Origin of the sequence: Thauera butanivorans NBRC 103042, assembly GCF_001591165.1 — a bacterium.
In the GTDB taxonomy this organism is placed as follows: Bacteria; Pseudomonadota; Gammaproteobacteria; order Burkholderiales; family Rhodocyclaceae; genus Thauera; species Thauera butanivorans.
In genome coordinates this window covers 18,010-31,634 of record NZ_BCUG01000040.1, presented here as the reverse complement: position 1 = coordinate 31,634, position 13,625 = coordinate 18,010, and the positions used below count along the sequence as shown (strand labels likewise).

Genomic DNA, 13,625 nt, shown 5'->3' with positions numbered 1-13,625 from the left:
GGGGCAGGTGAATACCTGCACCGCGGTCGAACCGGGTGCATGCGATCGCCGGGCTGATGCCCCACATGAGCGACGTCAGCCCCGCACACACCTCAAGCTCGCCGACAGCCGGCGAACCAGCGAATCCATGTAGCGCTCGAACAGCGCGTCCGGGTTCTGCCTGAACAGCCGGATCCGCCCGGTGTTGTTCAGCACCAGCACGCCGACGATGTGGGCGAATGCGGCGGTGGTCTCGGCCACCGCTTCGTCGGCATCCAGGCCCAAGGTCTTCAATTGCTGCTCGACCGGTCGCAGCGCGGCCATCAGCCGTTCGTTCAGTTGCTGGTTCAGCTCCGGCGTCAGGCCCCGCGGCTTGACGCCGTCGAACAGGTAGAAGCCCAGGTCCAGCTCCTTCGGGTTGTCGCGGTAGAACACGTAGAAGGCGGTGGCCTTGGCCCGCAGCAGCTCGACCGGCCCGGCCGCGTCCGCCCCTGCCGCATCGACGACGCCGTTCAAGCGCTGCAGCGACTCGCCGAGCAGCGCGCCGTAGATCTCTTCCAGGTTGGCGAAGTAGCTGTAGATGGCACCGGGGGTGTAGCCCGCCCGCTTGGCGATCTCCCGCAGGCTCGCCCCGTCCAGTCCCAGCTCGAAGAAGGCCGAGCGCGCCGCATCCAGGATCAGCGCACGGCGCGCCTGGTTGAGCGTGTTTTCCCTGATTGCCCTCGATTCCGTCCGCGACTCGGCTGCCATTCCGGCAGCGGCCGCACGGGCGCGTGATCGAGGCGGACTCTGGCGGGCGGTCGTTGACTTGGACATGAGCAGAATTCTACACTGCGCGACATATTGAACACTGTTCAATACAGTCAACGCCACTCAAAAAGGAGCCACCATGTCTGCCACCAACACCAGCGGCCTGATGGACGGCCGGCAATTCCGGGAATCCCTGCGGAAGTACGAGCCCGTCGTCTATGTCGATGGCCAACGGATCGAATCGGTCGTCGATGCTCCTTCGCTGCAGCCCGGCATCAATGCCCTTGCCGTCACCTACGACTTCGCCCACGACCCCGCGCTGGCACCGCTGATGCTCGCGAAGCAGACGGCCTCGGGCAGGACGGTCAACCGCATGCTGCACGTCAACGAATCGGCCGGCGACCTGCTCAACAAGCTCGAAGCGGTCCGCGTGCTCTGCCAGGAGACGGGCTGTGCGCAGCGCTATCTGGCGCACGACGCGCTCAACGGCATCGGCCAGGCGATGGCCAAGCTGGACGATGCCAGGGGTTCGACCGAATACCGCGCGAAGTTCGCCGCCTGGCTGCAGAAGGTGCAGGACGAAGACCTGACGCTGGGCATCGCGATGACGGACGCCAAGGGCGACCGCAGCAAGCGCCCCAACCAGCAGCTGAACCAGGACGTCTATGTCCATGTCGTCGAACGCAATGCCAAAGGCATCATCATTTCCGGCACCAAGGCCATCGTCACCGGCGCGCCCTACGTGCACGAATTCCTCGTCATGCCCTCGCGCAACATGCGCGAAGACGACAAGGACTTCGCCCTCTGCTGTGCGGTGCCGGTCGACGCGCCGGGCATCACCATCGTCGCCCGGCCGGCCGGCCGCCCCGGCGAGAAGCCCGAGCACGGCGCGCCGCTGTTCTCGCGCAAGTACGGCCAATCGACCGGCGTGGTCATCTTCGACAAGGTCTTCGTGCCCTGGGAGCGCGTGTTCCTGGCCGGCGAATGGGAGTTTTCCGGCGACATCACCTACAACTACGCCACCCATCACCGCCACAGCTGCATCGGCGCGCGGGCGGGCTTCGGCGACCTGCTGATCGGCGCCGGCGCCCTGATGTGCGAAGCCAACGGCCTCGATCCGGACAAGAAGGCCAATCTGCGCGACCCGATGGTCGAGCTGATCAAGATCACCGAAGGCTTCTACGCCTGCGGCGTCGCCGCGAGCGTCTATTCGGTGCAGGACCCGTACTCGAAGAGCTTCATGCCCGAGCCGGTGTATTCGAACATCGGCAAGCTGCTGCTCTCCACCCAGATCTACGACATGCACCGGCTCGCCCACGAAGTCTCCGGCGGCCTGATCGTCGCCCTGCCGGGACCGGACGAGGACCACAACCCGGCCACGGCGGCGACGCTGGCCGAAGTGCTGCGCGCCAACCCGGCCATCCCCTACGACAAGCGGATCGAAGTGTCCCGCTTCATCGAAGACCTGACCGCTTCCTACCAGGGCGGCTGGTACTCGCTGATCAGCCTGCACGGCGGCGGCTCGCCGACCGCACTGAAGCAGGAAATCTGGCGCAACTACCCGGTGGGCAACAAGGTCGAGCTGGTCGAGCGCCTGCTGGAACGCGGCGTGCTGGCCGAGGACGGCCGCTCGATCAGCAGGAACAAGCAGCCCGGGCGCTGCTGCGACGCCGGCTGCAGCCAGCCCGGCCAGCCGGTGATGGTGCCGCTGCCGAAGGTCGGCAGAAGCGGCTGAAAGCGGGCGCCACCTTCAGGCTGCGGCCCGGGAGCGGCCTTGCTGGAACCGGCATTACCAATTCTTGCCATGCCGCCTAAGCTCAGGCCATGAGCACGATGAACATCTCATTGCCCGACAGCCTGAAGGCCTTCGTGGATGAGCAGGTCAACGAACGCGGCTACGGCACCAGCAGCGAGTACGTGCGCGAATTGATCCGCAAGGATCGGGATCGCCAGCATGTGCGCGGCCTGCTGCTGGCAGGCGCTGCTTCTGCGCCCACCTCGCCAGCCGATGCCGCTTACTTCCAAAGCCTGCGCGAACGGGTGGCCAAAGCGGCAGAATCTGGCTCCGGGAATTGAAGGCCAGGCCACATCGACGTCTGGCCGCATACTGCACGATCAACTTGCAGCGTCATCGCCATCCCGATCGACATGCTTGCATTCCACGATGAAGTGAATTAGCGTTCACAAAATGAATCTCTGTTCACTTCATCATGGCCTATCGCAAGACAGAACGCATCGAAGCACGCCTTGCCGACAACCGGCAGCGCATCCTGGACGCCGCGCGCAGGCTGGTTTCCGAGGGCGGCTGGGCCGAGGCGCAGATCGGCCACGTCGCCTCCGCCGCCGGCGTGGCGACCGGTTCGGTGTATCGCTACTTCCCGTCCAAGGTGGATCTGTTCGTCGAAGTGCTGTCCGTCGTGTCCCAGCGCGAAGTCGACGTGCTGAAGGCCATCGCGGAGAGCGACGACGCGCCCTGGCAGACCCTCCACGTCGCGGTCTCGACTTTCGTCGAGCGTGCGATGCGCAACCGGCGGCTGGCCTATGCCCTGATCGCCGAGCCCTGCGAACGGGAACTCGATGAAGCCCGGCTGGTGTATCGCCATGCCATCAGCAAGCAGATCATGCGCATCGTCAAGGATGGCCAGGCGCAGGGCGACTTCCGTGCAGATCTCGACCCGAGCATTGCCGCCACGGTGATCGTGGGCGGCTTCATGGAAAGCCTGATCGGTCCGCTTTCGCCCCTCAACGCCGATTTCGACCGCTCGGGCAAACGGACGCCCGACGCGGTTCACGCCCTGGCAAGCCAGATTGCCGATGTCTGCTGCGCGGCAGTCGCCACACAGAACGGCAAGCTTGCTTCATTCGACGCCACCCGAAGGAGACAGAAATGAACGCCCCGATTCCCTCGAGCAATGCGCTCAAGCCGGCATCCGACCGCCATTCCACCCATGTCGTCAGAAACCAGGCCGCGATGCCGACCGGCTTCAACGCCTTCGACGACGACGTGGTGCTGAAGGCCGCCATCGAACGCGAGGCGCCATGGGCCGCGTCGCGCTGCTCGGCCATCGGCAAGCTGGCCGGCGACGACGCAGTGCAGGAGCTCGCCCGCCAGGCCAACCGCAACGCTCCCGAACTGAAGACCCACGACCGCTTCGGCAACCGCATCGACTGGGTCGAACTGCATCCCGCCTGGCACGAGTTGATGTCGCTGGCCTGGAAGCACGAAGTGCCGACGCTGTCGTGGACCAGCAAGGAGAAGCAGCCGCATTTCGCCCGCGCCGTGCTCTCCTATCTGTGGAACCAGATCGAGCAAGGCACCGGCTGCCCGACCGGGATGGCCTATGCGTCCTACGCCGGCTTCCGCCACGAGCCGGCGCTGAAGATCTGGGCAGAGAAGAGCCTCGGCACGGTCTATGAAAACAGCCGCCGCGAAGTGGCCGACAAGCCCTCGGTGGTGATCGGCTACGCGATGACCGAGAAACAGGGCGGCTCCGACCTGCGCGAAACGCAGACCACCGCGGTGTTCTCGCACACGGCCGATTATCACGGTGCCACGGCCCACTGGTACGAGCTGACCGGCCACAAGTGGTTCTGCTCGGTGCCGCAGTCCGACGGCTTCTTCACCCTGGCCAAGGTCGATGGCGGCGTCACCTGCTTCTTCCTGCCACGCACGCTGCCCGACGGCAGCCATAACCGCTTCTTCATCCAGCGGCTCAAGGACAAGGCCGGCAACCGCTCCAATGCCAGCAGCGAAGTGGAATACAGCGGCACCCTGGCGATCCGCGTCGGCGAGGAAGGCGCCGGCCTCAGGGAAATCCTCTCCCACTCCCACCTGACCCGGCTGGACTTCGCCGTCGGCTCCGCCGGCCTGATGCGCCAGGCGCTGACGCTGGCGCTGAACCACGCCACCACCCGCAACGGCTTCGGCTCCAGCCTGGCCCGGCGCCCGATGATGGCCAACGTGCTGGCCGACATGGCGGTGGAAGTCGAGGCCGCGACGCTGATGGCCTTGCGCATCGCCAGGGCGACGGACCATATCGACACCGATCCGCAGGAAAAGGCCTTCGCTCGCGTGACGACGCCGATGGCCAAGTACTTCAACTGCTCCCGCGTCGTCGCCGTCGCCAACGAAGCCCTGCAATGCCACGGCGGCAACGGCTTCGTCGAGGACGGCCCGATGGCCCGCCTGTACCGCGAAGCGCCGCTCAACAGCGTTTGGGAAGGCACGGCGAACATGATGTGCATGGACGTCCGCCGCGCGATGCTGAAGGACGCCAGCTGCCGCGACGCCCTGTTCGCCGAACTGGCCGACGTGCGCGGCCAGGACACGCGCTTCGACGCCTACGTCGCCGCGATGGGGCCGCTGCTGGACGCCATGCTGCAGGACGAATTCCTCGCCCGCCCCGCATCCGAAGCGATCGCCCGCTCGCTGCAGGGCGCCGAACTGCTGCGCCATTCGACGCCGGAGGTGATCGACGTGTTCATGAAGACCCGGCTGGGCGGAAGCATGAACAGCTGGGGCGCCATGTTCGGCTCGCTGGGCCCGGGCGTGACTCAGGCGCAGGCGGACATCATCGTCGAACGGGCACAGGTCAAGCGCTGAACGTTGCTGGTCGCGTTTTTCATGAATTGATGCTGCCGACCACCTGCGCGAGCACCAGAATCGCGTGGGCGACCGGGGGCGTCAGCACTCGACCGCGCCGACCACCACGATCTCGATCCGGTAGGCCGGGTTGGCCAATTGCGCCTGCACCGTCACGCGCGGCGGCGTGTGGCCGGGCACGACCCACTCGTCCCAGACGGTGTTCATCGCGCCGATCTCGCTGATGTCGGCCAGGAAGATCTGGCATTGCAGGATGCTTCGCTTGCTGGAACCGGCTTCCTCCAGCAAGCGCTCGACGTGGCCCAGCACCTCGCGGGTCTGCGTGGCGATGTCGGCACCGGGGCTGTTCTCGGGCACTTGCCCGGCCAGATAGACCACGCCGTTGAACACGGCACTTTCGGACAGGCGCGTGCCGACGTGGCGGCGTTGCAGGGCGGATTCGGGTGTGGACATGGCGGTTTTTTCCTTTCCGGGGTTCAATGGCGAACAAGCTTACACTTACATCCTGCCGGGCAAGCAGGTAGCGATGCAGGGGAACAGGCACAGCAACACCAAGGCCGCGATCATCAAGCAAGAACATGGCGCACAGCCCGGCGATGCCGCTGGTGATCTACTTGCCTGCCATGCTTCGATTGCCAGGGTTCACAGCCAACGCCGGGTTCGCTTGCAGAAGCTGGCGTACGCTTCCGGGAAGCGAGCGGATAGATGCCGCTCCTCCGGCCGGATCTGGAATCGCGTGATGTAGCGCACGAAAGCCGGAACAGCCACCAAAGCCGCGGCATTGCCGAGGCATAGCGTCCATCCCAGCAGGATTACGGAGTCACCGAGGTACATCGGGTTCCGGGTATGGCGATAAATACCGGATGTCACCAGACGCGTGGCCGAAGCGGGCCGGAGCGGATTGAAGGTCGTACCCGCGCGCAGAAAGGCGAGTGCAGGAAGGATATTCAACGCCAGGCCTGCAAGGGCCAGCGCAATCGCGAGAGTGGTGCGCAGCGCAAATTCAAAGGAGAGCACGGGCAGCAAAGGTGCGACGCCATATGCGGCAGCACCAAGCAGCACCATGACGATCGGCGGTGGAATTTTTGTCTCGAGCCACTGCATTGTTTGAACGAGGCTTCAAGTCGTGCCGCACGACAGCGGCGGCCCGAGGCAGCTTACTACCGACTGTCCCCACCCACAAACACCGGCTCCGCCTCCAACACCACGCCGAAGCGCCCCTCCACATCGGCCACGATCGCCCGCGCGATCCGCTCCACATCCGCCCCCGTCGCCCCACCCCGATTGACCAGCACCAGCGCCTGGCGCTCGAAGCAGCCCACCGGGCCGAGGTCGCGACCTTTCCAGCCGGCCTGTTCGATCAGCCAGCCGGCGGCGAGCTTCTCGCGGCCGTCGGGCTGCGGGTAATGCGGCATCGTCGGGTACGCTGCCAGCAGGCGGGCGCAGTGGGCGGCGTCGACCACGGGGTTCTTGAAGAAGCTGCCGGCATTGCCGATCTCGGCGGGGTCGGGCAGCTTGCGGCGGCGGATGGCGACGACGGCGTCGGAGATGTCGAGCGGCGTCGGCGTGGCGATGCCTGCGGCGGCCAGCTCGCGTTCGACGTCGGCATAGCGCGTCACCGCCTGCCAGGGTTTCGGCAGGCGGAAGCGCACCGCCGTCACCAGCCAGCGCCCCGGGTTGCGCTTGAACACGCTGTCGCGGTAGCCGAAGGCACAGTCCGCCAGGCTGAAGACCTGGCATTCGCCGGTTTCGAGGTCCACCGCGTCGAGCGAGTCGAAGCGGTCGGCGGTCTCGATGCCGTAGGCGCCGACGTTCTGGATCGGCGCCGCACCCGCAGTGCCGGGGATCAGCGACAGGTTTTCCAGTCCGGGCCAGCCCTGCTCCAAGGTCCAGCGCACGAAACCGTGCCACGGCTCGCCCGCGCCGGCCTCAACGATCCAGGCCTCGGCATCCTCGCGCACCAGGCGGCGGCCGGCGATCTCCACCTTCAGCACGGTGCCGGCAAAGTCGCCCCGCAGCACCAGGTTGCTGCCGCCGCCGAGCACCAGCCGCGGTTCCGGCGCCCGATCGGGCGCGGCGATGAGGGCGCCGATCTCATCCGCCGAGCGCAGCCGCAGCAGCCGTGCCGCGCGCGCGCGCAGGCCGAAAGTGTTGAGCGCGGACAGGTCGGCCTGCGTCTCGATGCGCGGCGATGCGGCGGGCATGTCAGCGCTCCAGCCTCGCCGTGTCGCGCTCGGGGGCGGCAGGCGTGTCGGGGATGGGGAACAGGCGGTCGTAGCCCATGTTGAACAGCAACGCGTACACGGTATAGGTGATGGCGAGGAAAATATCGGCGATCGCCGCCTCGATCCAGCCCATGCCGGTCCACCAGACGATGATCGGCAGCGTCATGCAGAACAGGCCCAACTCGAAGCCGACCGCGTGGATGCAGCGCAGGCGGAAGGGCCGGCGGTCGGCGCGGCGGCCGGTAAGCCGGCCTTCGATCCAGTCGAAGCTGGTGTTGTAACAGCCGTTCCAGATCGCCGCGATCAGCGCCAGCAGCGCCAGCAGACCGAGCGATTCGGTGATGGGGACGCCGCTGCCCCAGGCGAAAGGCGGCGTGACGATCAGCAGCCCGCCGACCTCGAACATCGTGATCTGGCGCAGTCGGTCGCCCAGCGAGCGAAGTTTGGGTTTTGAAGACACGGTGAAATCCTGCAATGAAGGTGCGACCCCGAGGGTTGAACCCAGGGGGTTGCCGTCAGCACGGGTCGTCCCGTGGGTAACCGACGGTCGCTGCGTCATTGCGCATGGCGGGCGGGGCCGTCCCCGCGTCGGAACACGAGGCCCACTGGCGTGGACCAGCGAACCTTTTAGCAAATCCCCCTCACTTCTGGCAAGCGTGGCACGCGGCGGCGGGTGCGGCATCACGCTGCCAAAATATAAGCCATCACTGATTCTCATCCCGTGCCGCGCTGACCGCCTGCGCGATGCAGGACATGGGCTACACACGGGTGCGTGCCATCGTCGGCGGCTTCGATGCGTGGGCAGCCGCCGGCAAGCCGGTCGAGCAGCCGAGCCTGCCATCCTTCGAGTAACAAAGTGCCACATGGGCGGCTCCCGTTCCGCAACGCACGCCGGCTAAACTATTTGCCCGAATAGTCGTCAAGACGTGCTTGTGCCGGCATCGCCGGTCTTCGAGATTCCGCCCATGCTCCCCACCCTGCTGCCGATCGGCTCCCTGCTCGCCGGCATCGCCCTGCTGCTGCTCGGCTCCGGCCTGCTCAATACCATCGTCGCCCTGCGCGGCGGCCTGGAAGGTTTTTCCGACACCACGCTGGGGCTGATCGGCTCAACGTATTTCCTCGGCTTCTTCCTCGGCGCCTTCGTCGCGCCGCGCCTGATCCGGCGCATGGGCCACATCCGCGCCTTCGCCTTCTTCGGCGCAGCGGTGGCCGCCTGCATGCTGCTGCACGTGCTCGTCGTGCACGCGGCATTCTGGATGGTGCTGCGCGTGATCACCGGCGTGGCGCTGGTCGGCTTCTACACCGTGATCGAAAGCTGGCTCAACGAGCAGACGACCGCCGACCGGCGCGGCCAGGTGTTCGCGGTGTACATGGTGGTCAACCTGCTGGCGCTGGCCGGCGCCCAGCAACTGCTGCGGCTCGACGGGCCGGGGAACTTCACCCTGTTCGCGGTCGCCGCCATCTTCGCCTGTCTGTCGCTGCTGCCGGTGACCATGACCCGCCTGCCCCAGCCGCAGCTCGGGCACACGCCCAGGCTCGACTTGCGCATGGTGTGGCGCGCCGCGCCGGCGGCCTTCGTCGGCGCGCTGTCGTCCGGCATCGGCATGGGTGCGTTCTGGAGCCTGGGGCCGATCTACGGCCAGCGCATCGGCCTCGACCCGGCCGGCATCGCCATGCTGATGAGCAGCGCCATCCTGGGCGGCGCGCTGCTGCAATGGCCGATCGGCCGCCTGTCGGACAGCGGCGACCGCCGCCGCGCACTCGGCCTGGTCGCCGCCGCGGCGGCCGTCACCGGCGCCGTCATGGCCGCGCTGGGCGGCGTCACCGGCAGCATCGAAGCCGTCGCGCTGGCGGGCTTCTTCATCTTCGGCGCCGCCGCCTTCACCATCTACCCGGTCACCGTCGCCCACCTGATCGACCATGTGCACCAGCAGGACATCCTCGCCGGCAACACCGGCGTCCTGTTCCTGCACGGCGTCGGCGCCGCCATCGGCCCGATGATCGCCGGTGCGCTGCTCGGCTTCGCCGGCCCTGCCGGCCTGCCGCTGCACTTCGCCATCGCCTTCGCGCCGCTGGCGGTCTTCGCGCTGCTGCAGGCCCGGCGCGGAAGCGACGAGATCGTCGACGAGGCCGCGCACTTCTCGCCCATGCTGCGCACCTCGCCCACGGCGCTGGACATGGTGTCGCCGGATGCGGAAGCAAGCACGAAGGCGCAACCCGACACTGATGATCAATCCGCCAGCGCCCCCCTCGACGCGTCCGCGGACGGCACCACGGACGCCGCTGCCGAGCCCTTCGTCGAAACGGCCGACGCGCCCAGGACTGCCCCTTCGCCGAATTTCTGAGCAACCGGCCGGACGGCTACTCCCGGCCATCACCCCACTCACATATACTGTGCGCCGTTTTGCGATGCATCAATGACATGGACACGATGGCCTGTACATACGGCGGCGCCCACCTGCGGCCCGCCACGACCTCTTGACCGGAAAAAGGACCCCCCCGGATGAACCGCCCCACCAAGATCGCGGCCGCGCTTGCCGTGATCGCCCTGAGCTACCCCGCCGCCGCCTGGTTTGCCGGCCAGAAGATCCAGACCATCCTGGATGAACAGTACGCCGAGATGCAGTCGCACCCCACGCTGAAGATCACCGAACGCAGCTACGAGCGCGGCGTGTTCGCCAGCACCGAAAAAGTCAGCTTCGAGATGGCGATGCCGGCCGTCGCCGAAGACGGCACGCTGCAGGCGGGCGAGCCGTTCCGCATGCATGCCGTCAACCAGATCAAGCACGGCCCGCTGCCGGGCCTGTCGACGCTGGCCGCGGCAACGATGGACACCGAACTCGTGATCGACGGCGAACAGGGCGAAAGGCTGGCAGCGACGCTGGCCGGCAAGGCGCCGCTGACGGCCCGCACGGTGTTCCAGTTCGACGGCAGCGGCCACTCGGCGGTCGACAGCCCCGCACTGGAATTCGGCATGCCCGACGGCAGCGGCAACGAACTGCGCATCGGCCTGGGCGGGCTGAAGGCGGACGTCGCCTTCAGCGCCGGCCTGCGCAGCTACACCACCAAGGGCAGCGCGGAAAGCATGTCGATGGAAGACCCCAACATGCGCATCACGCTGTCCGGGCTGGTCTTCGACGGCGACCAGCGCCGCCTGTTCGACGACGAGCCCTGGCTGCATGTCGGCAGGCAGCGCGCGACGGTGGCGTCGATGGACGTGAGCGGCAAGGAAGACAGCGAGCTCGACGGCATGGCCTTCCAGCTCGAACGCATGAGCTACGACATCGACGCTCCGGCCAAGGGCGACTACGTCGACATCAAGGCGCTGATCGGTACCGACGTGCTGCGCATCGGCGATGCCGACTATGGCCCCGCCCACTACGACTTCTCGCTCACGCACCTGCACGGACGCACTCTCGTCACGCTGTGGCGCAAGCTGATCGAGATCAGCTCCGACCCCGCGGCGCTTGCCGCCCAGGCCGAAGACCCCACGGCAGTGTTCGCGCCGCTGGCCGAGCCGGCGATGGCCTTGCTGGGCCACAACCCGGCGTTCAGCATCGACCGCATCAGCTTCACCAGCCCGCACGGCAAGACCGACCTGTCGGCGCAGCTCAGCCTCGACGGCCTGCAGCCCGAAGAACTGGCCAATCCGATGATGCTGATCGCCAAGCTGCAGGCGGCGGCCGATCTGTCGGTGCCGCAGGCCCTGCTGCAGGCCTTCGGCAGCGGCCAGGCCGAAAACGAGGACGAAGCGGCGTTCGCGGCGGCGCAGCTCGACGCCCAGCTCGGAGCGCTGGAAGCGCAAGGCTACCTGCAGCGCAACGACGGCATCGTCAAGACTCAGGCAGCCTTCCGCCAGGGTCAGTTGACGGTGAATGGCAAGCCGTTCAACCCGCTGGCGCTGGGCGGACACTGAGGCCGTCGCAGCGCAGCCCGATCCGCCCGCGCCCGTTCCGCGGGCAGATCGGATGCAGGACAGGTGCGGAATGCGTCCGCACTTGACCTTAAAGAATGCCGCATGATCGCCGTCAACCTGGATTCCCAACGCACGAGGTCGATCATGCGCCTGAACGCTCTGAGCTTCCGCGCGAAGCTTTTGTCCGCCACGGTCATCACCGTATTGCTGTGCTTCGCCATCACCCTGGGCGTGCTGGCCTGGCGCAGCCACCAGGCGGTACTCGAACAGGGCATGGCGCGCGCCGAGGGCGAAGCCGCATCGGTCGCGCACGGCGTCGGCGCCCACCTCGACGAAGCCATGGCGGTTTCATCCACGCTGGCCCTGTCGCTGGACGGCCTGCGCACCGGCAGCGTGCCGGACCGGAGCACGGTGAACAAGGTGCTGCAGCGCGTGCTGGAAGGGCGCCCCGGCCTGCTGGGCGTCTATACCGGCTGGGAAGCGGATGCCTTCGACGGCCGCGACGCCGATTTCGCCGGCCATGCGGGCCATGACGCCAGCGGCCGCTTCGTGCCGTACTGGAGCCGCAGCGGCAATACCGTCGTGCTGGAGCCGCTGGTCGACTACGACCAGCCCGGCGCCGGCGACTACTACCAGCAGCCGAAGCAGAGCGGCCGTGCCTACCTCGCCGAACCCTACGAATACGTCGCCGGCGGGCGCAACCTGCTGATCACCTCGCTGGTGAAGCCGCTGCAGATCGACGGCCGCTTCGCCGGCATCGCCGGCGTCGACGTGGCGCTGGACGAACTGGCCGAACGGCTGGGCCGGATCAAGCCCTTCGGCGTCGGCAGCGTCGCGCTGTACACCCCCAAGGGCCTGGTGGTTGCGCACCAGGACGCGACACGCATCGGCAAGCCGGCATCCGAGCTGCCGGCCGAAGCGCTGGCCGCCCTGCGCGAAGGCCGTGCGATGCACTGGAAGGACGGCGCCGGCGTGCTCCACTTCCTGCAGCGCGTATCGCTCAGCGACAGCGATGCCTGGTGGAGCAGCGTGGTATCGGTGCCGGAAGGCATCATCACCGCCTCGGCCGATACGCTGCGCACCACCGCCATCGTCATGGGCGCCGTCAGCGTGCTGCTGACCGCCGCGGTGCTGTCCCTGCTGCTGGCCGTCCTCACCCGGCCGCTGGCGACGCTGGCCGGCGCGATGCAGGCACTGGCCGGCGGTGAAGGCGATCTGACGCGCCGGCTGCCGGAAACCCGCAGCCGCGACGAACTCGGCCGTGTCGCCAGCTCGGTGAACACCTTCCTTGCCAGCCTGCAGCGCATGTTCATCGAAGTGCGCGACCAGAGCCACACGCTGGTGGACGGCATCCGCGAAGTCTCGAACGCGACCGAGCGCATCGCCGGCAGCTCGCACACGCTGGCGGCCACCACCGGCGACAACGCCGCCACCATCGAGGAGATCACCGTCTCCATCGGCCATATCGCCGGCAATGCCAACGAAGCCAACGGCGTCATGCTGGAAACCTGCGCCGCCTCGCAGCGCAGCGGCGAAGCGGTGCGCGACATGCAGACCCACATGCGCGACATCGCCGGCAACATGGAAGCGCTGGCCACGTCGCTGAACGGCCTGGCCGAACGCTCGACCCAGATCAACGGCATCGTGCAGGTGATCCGCGACATCGCCGACCAGACCAACCTGCTGGCGCTGAACGCGGCGATCGAGGCCGCACGCGCGGGCGAACAGGGCCGCGGCTTCGCCGTCGTCGCCGACGAAGTGCGCAAGCTCGCCGAACGCACCAGCAGCGCCACCACCGAAATCCGCGACATGATCGAAGCCATGCGCGGTGAAACCGGACAGGCGGTCAGCAGCATGCATGCCACGCGCGAAGCGGTGGAAACCGGCGTCGAACGCGCCTCACACGTGGCCGACGAAATCGCCGCCATCGAGGCCAGCATGCAGCGCGCCGCCGGGCGCGTGCGCGAAATCGCGGAAGCAACGCAGGAGCAGTCCGCCGCCACCACCGCGCTCGCCCAGTCCGCGGAGCAGGCATCCGGCGTGGTGCAGAGCACCGACGACGCAATCCAGCAGACTTCGCAGACGCTCGCACAGATCGGCAGCGCCTCCGAACATCTCGGCGCACTGGTCGGCCGCTTCAAGCTCTAGGAAA

Annotated in this window: 12 protein-coding genes; 7 read left to right on the top strand and 5 right to left on the bottom strand. The window is 67.3% G+C overall.

The genetic code is table 11. The annotated features are described in order from the left end of the window. Positions 1-75: 75 nt before the first annotated feature. On the bottom strand, positions 76-795 hold the full coding sequence (locus tag TBU01S_RS15995) for a TetR/AcrR family transcriptional regulator (protein WP_083953663.1): 720 nt from the start codon (positions 793-795) through the stop codon (positions 76-78). A gap of 73 nt (positions 796-868) precedes the next feature. Here TBU01S_RS15995 and TBU01S_RS15990 point away from each other — a divergent pair, with 73 nt between their 5' ends. The 4 genes from TBU01S_RS15990 to TBU01S_RS15975 all read left to right on the top strand — a co-directional run bounded on the left by TBU01S_RS15990 (position 869) and on the right by TBU01S_RS15975 (position 5,332). Further along, positions 869-2,464, top strand: coding sequence for a 4-hydroxyphenylacetate 3-hydroxylase family protein (locus TBU01S_RS15990; protein ID WP_068637912.1), 1,596 nt, complete (start codon positions 869-871; stop codon positions 2,462-2,464). Between the two features lie 89 nt (positions 2,465-2,553). Next, complete coding sequence (locus TBU01S_RS15985; RefSeq protein ID WP_068637910.1) at positions 2,554-2,805, top strand: type II toxin-antitoxin system ParD family antitoxin; 252 nt, start codon at positions 2,554-2,556, stop codon at positions 2,803-2,805. 134 nt (positions 2,806-2,939) lie between these two features. Next, entirely contained in the window at positions 2,940-3,620 is a 681-nt protein-coding gene (locus TBU01S_RS15980) for a TetR/AcrR family transcriptional regulator (RefSeq protein ID WP_068637908.1), read from the top strand. Then, positions 3,617-5,332, top strand: coding sequence for an acyl-CoA dehydrogenase family protein (locus TBU01S_RS15975; protein ID WP_068637906.1), 1,716 nt, complete (start codon positions 3,617-3,619; stop codon positions 5,330-5,332). The genes TBU01S_RS15980 and TBU01S_RS15975 overlap by 4 nt, the downstream gene beginning before the upstream one ends. Before the next feature lie 81 nt (positions 5,333-5,413). On the opposite strand, the gene TBU01S_RS15970 is transcribed toward TBU01S_RS15975, so the two are convergent. The 4 genes from TBU01S_RS15970 to TBU01S_RS15955 all read right to left on the bottom strand — a co-directional run bounded on the left by TBU01S_RS15970 (position 5,414) and on the right by TBU01S_RS15955 (position 8,017). Beyond that, positions 5,414-5,785 carry a RidA family protein gene (locus tag TBU01S_RS15970; RefSeq protein ID WP_068637904.1) on the bottom strand — a complete coding sequence of 124 codons (372 nt, stop codon included), beginning with the start codon at positions 5,783-5,785 and terminating at the stop codon, positions 5,414-5,416. Positions 5,786-5,974: 189 nt separating this feature from the next. Further along, positions 5,975-6,436 carry a methyltransferase family protein gene (locus tag TBU01S_RS15965; protein WP_068637902.1) on the bottom strand — a complete coding sequence of 154 codons (462 nt, stop codon included), beginning with the start codon at positions 6,434-6,436 and terminating at the stop codon, positions 5,975-5,977. Positions 6,437-6,492: 56 nt separating this feature from the next. Next, a complete protein-coding gene (murB, locus tag TBU01S_RS15960) occupies positions 6,493-7,536 on the bottom strand; it encodes a UDP-N-acetylmuramate dehydrogenase (RefSeq protein WP_068637900.1) in 1,044 nt (347 codons plus the stop codon). A 1-nt stretch (position 7,537) separates the two neighbouring features. Continuing rightward, positions 7,538-8,017: a PACE efflux transporter gene (locus TBU01S_RS15955; RefSeq protein WP_157659168.1), complete on the bottom strand. Its 480-nt coding sequence runs from the start codon at positions 8,015-8,017 to the stop codon at positions 7,538-7,540. Positions 8,018-8,522: 505 nt separating this feature from the next. Between TBU01S_RS15955 and TBU01S_RS15945 the strand changes: the two genes are divergently transcribed. The 3 genes from TBU01S_RS15945 (at position 8,523) to TBU01S_RS15935 (ending at position 13,621) form a co-directional block, all read left to right on the top strand. Then, positions 8,523-9,902 (top strand): MFS transporter, encoded by a 1,380-nt coding sequence (locus TBU01S_RS15945; RefSeq protein WP_083953665.1) that lies wholly within the window; start codon positions 8,523-8,525, stop codon positions 9,900-9,902. A 158-nt stretch (positions 9,903-10,060) separates the two neighbouring features. Beyond that, positions 10,061-11,473, top strand: a complete 1,413-nt coding sequence (locus TBU01S_RS15940; protein ID WP_068637898.1) for a YdgA family protein — start codon at positions 10,061-10,063, stop codon at positions 11,471-11,473. Between the two features lie 144 nt (positions 11,474-11,617). Next, positions 11,618-13,621 carry a methyl-accepting chemotaxis protein gene (locus TBU01S_RS15935; protein WP_068637968.1) on the top strand — a complete coding sequence of 668 codons (2,004 nt, stop codon included), beginning with the start codon at positions 11,618-11,620 and terminating at the stop codon, positions 13,619-13,621. Positions 13,622-13,625: the final 4 nt, after the last annotated feature.

What these genes read in the sequence shown, in the direction of transcription:
- TBU01S_RS15995 (WP_083953663.1), bottom strand. Translation starts at nt 795, where the DNA reads ATGTCCAAGTCAACGACCGCCCGCCAGAGTCCGCCTCGATCACGCGCC.
- TBU01S_RS15990 (WP_068637912.1), top strand. Translation starts at nt 869, where the DNA reads ATGTCTGCCACCAACACCAGCGGCCTGATGGACGGCCGGCAATTCCGG.
- TBU01S_RS15985 (WP_068637910.1), top strand. Translation starts at nt 2,554, where the DNA reads ATGAGCACGATGAACATCTCATTGCCCGACAGCCTGAAGGCCTTCGTG.
- TBU01S_RS15980 (WP_068637908.1), top strand. Translation starts at nt 2,940, where the DNA reads ATGGCCTATCGCAAGACAGAACGCATCGAAGCACGCCTTGCCGACAAC.
- TBU01S_RS15975 (WP_068637906.1), top strand. Translation starts at nt 3,617, where the DNA reads ATGAACGCCCCGATTCCCTCGAGCAATGCGCTCAAGCCGGCATCCGAC.
- TBU01S_RS15970 (WP_068637904.1), bottom strand. Translation starts at nt 5,785, where the DNA reads ATGTCCACACCCGAATCCGCCCTGCAACGCCGCCACGTCGGCACGCGC.
- TBU01S_RS15965 (WP_068637902.1), bottom strand. Translation starts at nt 6,436, where the DNA reads ATGCAGTGGCTCGAGACAAAAATTCCACCGCCGATCGTCATGGTGCTG.
- murB (WP_068637900.1), bottom strand. Translation starts at nt 7,536, where the DNA reads ATGCCCGCCGCATCGCCGCGCATCGAGACGCAGGCCGACCTGTCCGCG.
- TBU01S_RS15945 (WP_083953665.1), top strand. Translation starts at nt 8,523, where the DNA reads ATGCTCCCCACCCTGCTGCCGATCGGCTCCCTGCTCGCCGGCATCGCC.
- TBU01S_RS15940 (WP_068637898.1), top strand. Translation starts at nt 10,061, where the DNA reads ATGAACCGCCCCACCAAGATCGCGGCCGCGCTTGCCGTGATCGCCCTG.
- TBU01S_RS15935 (WP_068637968.1), top strand. Translation starts at nt 11,618, where the DNA reads ATGCGCCTGAACGCTCTGAGCTTCCGCGCGAAGCTTTTGTCCGCCACG.